The sequence below is a fragment of the Paenibacillus sp. P4_A7 genome, from assembly GCF_056402455.1.
This window is the reverse complement of record NZ_JBFUHJ010000516.1, coordinates 1-3,744: the sequence shown is the minus strand read 5'-3', so window position 1 is coordinate 3,744 and position 3,744 is coordinate 1. Positions and strand designations below refer to the sequence as shown.

Below are 3,744 nucleotides of genomic sequence, written 5' to 3'. Positions count from 1 at the left end.
GTCTATATTAGCACTGAGTTTCACGCTATTATTTGTGATGATTACAATGATGGTATCCGTTTGGCAAAAGCTAGGTCTTGAACGCGATATTGCCATTGGAACGATACGCTCCGMAGTGCAACTTCTGCTAGTCGGCTATGTATTACAATTTATTTTTAATACTACAAATCCATTTTATATTTTAGGAATATTAATGGTTATGATTGCTGTTGCTTCTTATAATGCGGGGAAAAGGGGGGAGGGCCTGAAGGGCATCGTGTGGAAAATTGCGATTGCAATTACGACGACGGAACTGCTTATGATGGGGCTTTTGCTCGGTTTTCGGATCATTGAAGCAACACCGCAATATATTATTCCAATTAGCGGAATGACAATAGGTAACGCTATGGTGGTAGCGGGCTTATTTCTGAATCAGATGAGACGTGAGGTAGAAGCCTCAAGGGGAGAGATGGAGACACTTCTTTCTCTAGGTGCTTCRGCAAGRCARGCCATMCAGGATGTYATGAARAGRTCGGTYAAATCAAGYATGATTCCGACGATAGACGGTATGAAGACAGTTGGMCTCGTCCAGCTTCCAGGCATGATGACGGGGATGATTATTGCWGGRGCYAATCCGGTTGAKGCGGTTCGCTATCAGATWTTAATYGTRTTTGCKTTYGCWAGYTCWGCTGCTGTAACGAGTATTATTTTAAGYTTAATCAGCTATAGATTGTGGTTTACGAAGGAATTGCGGATTCGAAATATAGAAAACAAAGGGGCTTGAACATGTGCAGGTATACAACAGCGGAGATTCTTTGATGAAAGAAATTATGGAAAGGGAAGACGATGCTGTTCGATCCGTATTTGTCTAACTGGGTATGCGTTTAGCATAAATATGCTCTGAGTATAGAAAAAAACGAATTAAGGATAAGAGACAAAAGGAGCTCCACGCCACAATTAGCGGGGGGGCTTCTTTTGTCTGTTCGCCAAGAAGGGGTGATATCCCAAAGTGAACCGTATCAAATTGATTTGTTCAGTGTTGAATTTGATTAGTTGCACATAAAAACTTCAGGCCCATCATGGGCTGACAGTATTCACAAATTGATTATAGACTGAAAGTCCTCGCGCTTATAGTATGAAGTCCAGAGCAATGTTCAACAGACTAAAGTGAGGTGCAGACGATGAGTGAAGAGGCAAAGAACCACATGGATAAACCTAATCTAATTGATACGGATGTCCATAATGGAATGAAGAGGTCTGAGGATTTACTTCCTTATCTCGCGAAGCCCTGGCATAGTCAATGGTTGGCAACCGGAACTGGAGTGGGAAGTCCCTATTATTCGACTGTAGGGGTTATTCGTAAGGATGCTGAACCAGATAGCGGAGGTACCTCAGGAAGCGATCCGGCTTATATGATTAAGGATCATCTGGATCGTTATAACATTGATTATGCCATTTTGACTGGCGCTAGTATATTGGAAATGTCAGTCAATCCCGATTGTGACTACGGCAATGCTGTTGTCGCTGCTTACAATGAGTATTTGGTGGATGTGTGGCTTAGTACAAGTCCGCGGTTCAAGGGCTCAATGATCATTAATCATGCAGATCCGGCTGCTGCAGCTAAGGAAATTGATCGCATGGGCAAGCATCCGGATATTGTCCAGGTCATTATGTGCAGCGGAGCTCGTACACCATTCGGTCAGCGCTTCTATCACCCCATCTACGAAGCGGCGGAGCGGAATGGGTTACCCGTGGCTATCCACCCCGGTACGGAGGGGAGAGGAATTGCAGGGGCGCCAACTCCTTCTGGGTATCCTTCTCGTTATATGGAGTGGCACAATATATTGCCTACCAACTATATGACTCACATTAATAGCTTAATTTGTGAAGGGGTATTCGAGAAATTTCCGAGCTTGAAGTTTGTAGGTATAGAAGGCGGCATCGCCTGGCTGCCCCATCTTATGTGGCGAATGGATAAGAATTATAAAGCTTTACGAGATACGACACCATGGTTAAAAAAATTACCCTCGGAATATATTCGAGAGCATATTTATTTGACAACACAGCCGATTGAGGAGCCGGAAAACCCGGAGCATCTCGTGCAGATCATTCAAATGAGCGGGTGTGAGGATAGAGTAATGTTCTCCAGCGATTATCCACACTGGGATTTCGATCATCCTAAGCTGGCGCTTACTGTTTTCCCAAGAGAGATTCGGAGCAAGATACAAGCGACTACTGCGTCCAATCTATATGGATTACATGTTAGGCCGAGCATGCTGACAGGGGGTAAGCCGTGATCGATAAAGGGATAAGAGTGTTGAAGGATATCAAGAGAGACCGTTGGATTTATATTCTCTTGGTGCCGGGTATCATTTACTTCCTGCTGTTCAAATATCTTCCGATGGGCGGCGTCATCATTGCTTTTCAGGACTATCATCCTTTCAAGGGATTCCTAGGGAGTGATTGGGTTGGAACTAAGCATTTTACTCGTCTGTTTGAAGACCCAGATTTCTTCAAGCTTCTGGGGAACACCTTAATGCTGAGCTTATACAATTTGGCATTTGGGTTTCCTGCGCCGATTATTCTAGCCTTAATGTTGAATGAACTAAGACATATGTGGTTTAAGCGTACGATTCAAACGCTGATCTATATTCCTCATTTCATGTCATGGGTCGTTGTCGTTTCGATGTTCTTCGTCATTTTCGAATCTCAAGATAGCTTGTTTCAATCCTTGTTAACGACACTGGGCTTTGATCAATTTTCTATTATGATGGATGGCGATTTATTCCGACCTATGTACATTTTGCAGGTGATCTGGAGAGAAAGCGGCTGGGGTACAGTTATTTACTTGGCTGCACTGGCAAGCATAAGTCCTGAATTATATGAAGCCGCACGAATGGACGGTGCTAATCGTTTACGACAAATATGGCATATTACGCTGCCAGGCATACGGAGTACGATTATCATCTTGCTGCTATTAAGGCTTAGTGATGTTCTGGATTTGAGCTTTGAGCATGTTTATCTGCTGCTCAACTCGCTAAACCGCGAAGTCGGCGAAGTGTTCGATACCTACGTGTATCGCGTTGGATTGATCAATGGTCAACTCAGCTACGCGACTGCTGTAGGTTTGTTTAAAGGCTTGGTTGGATTGGTTCTGGTTATGGTTGCTAACTGGGCAGCCAAAAGATCCGGAGAGGAGGGCATCTACTGATGATTGATAAAACAATAGGAAGCAGAGTGTTTGATGGAATCAATATCACGATGCTTGTTCTCTTCTCTATCGTGACCATTGTGCCATTTATCCATATTATCGCCAGCTCATTTGCATCTGCTTCTGCCTACAACGAGTCTAATTTCATGCTTTTCCCGACAGAGTTTTCCCTGAAGGCGTACGAATATATTTTCACAACGAATGCTTTGCCGAAAAGTCTATTAATTACCATCTTCATCACTGCTGCTGGAACAATGCTCAGCTTGATTATAACTTCACTTACGGCGTATTCCTTGTCTAGAAGGAAATTACATTTCCGTAGGCTGATTATGTTCATGATTGTTTTTACGATCATTTTCCATGGTGGGCTCATCCCTGATTATTTGGTTGTTAAGGAATTGGGGCTGCTGAACTCATACTGGTCACTCCTTGTTCCGAGAGCGATGATACCTTTCTATCTCATCATTCTAATCAGCTTCTTTAGGAGTTTACCAGAAGAGATTGAAGAATCGGCTAGAATGGACGGCTGCGGCGATCTGCGGATGCTGTTCCGT

General features: G+C 43.7%; 4 protein-coding genes. All 4 read left to right on the top strand.

All coding sequences use genetic code 11. The features are described 5' to 3' along the window. The coding region (locus AC1DWN_RS30125; protein ID WP_477562547.1) for an ABC transporter permease at positions 1–763 on the top strand (763 nt) is incomplete at its 5' end. A gap of 397 nt (positions 764–1,160) precedes the next feature. Then, positions 1,161–2,276, top strand: coding sequence for an amidohydrolase family protein (locus AC1DWN_RS30120; protein ID WP_477562546.1), 1,116 nt, complete (start codon positions 1,161–1,163; stop codon positions 2,274–2,276). Beyond that, positions 2,273–3,190 carry an ABC transporter permease gene (locus AC1DWN_RS30115; protein ID WP_477562545.1) on the top strand — a complete coding sequence of 306 codons (918 nt, stop codon included), beginning with the start codon at positions 2,273–2,275 and terminating at the stop codon, positions 3,188–3,190. Before AC1DWN_RS30120 ends, AC1DWN_RS30115 begins: the two co-directional genes overlap by 4 nt. Further along, positions 3,190–3,744: carbohydrate ABC transporter permease (locus AC1DWN_RS30110; protein WP_477562544.1), on the top strand; the 555-nt coding region annotated here is incomplete at its 3' end. The genes AC1DWN_RS30115 and AC1DWN_RS30110, both read left to right, overlap by 1 nt.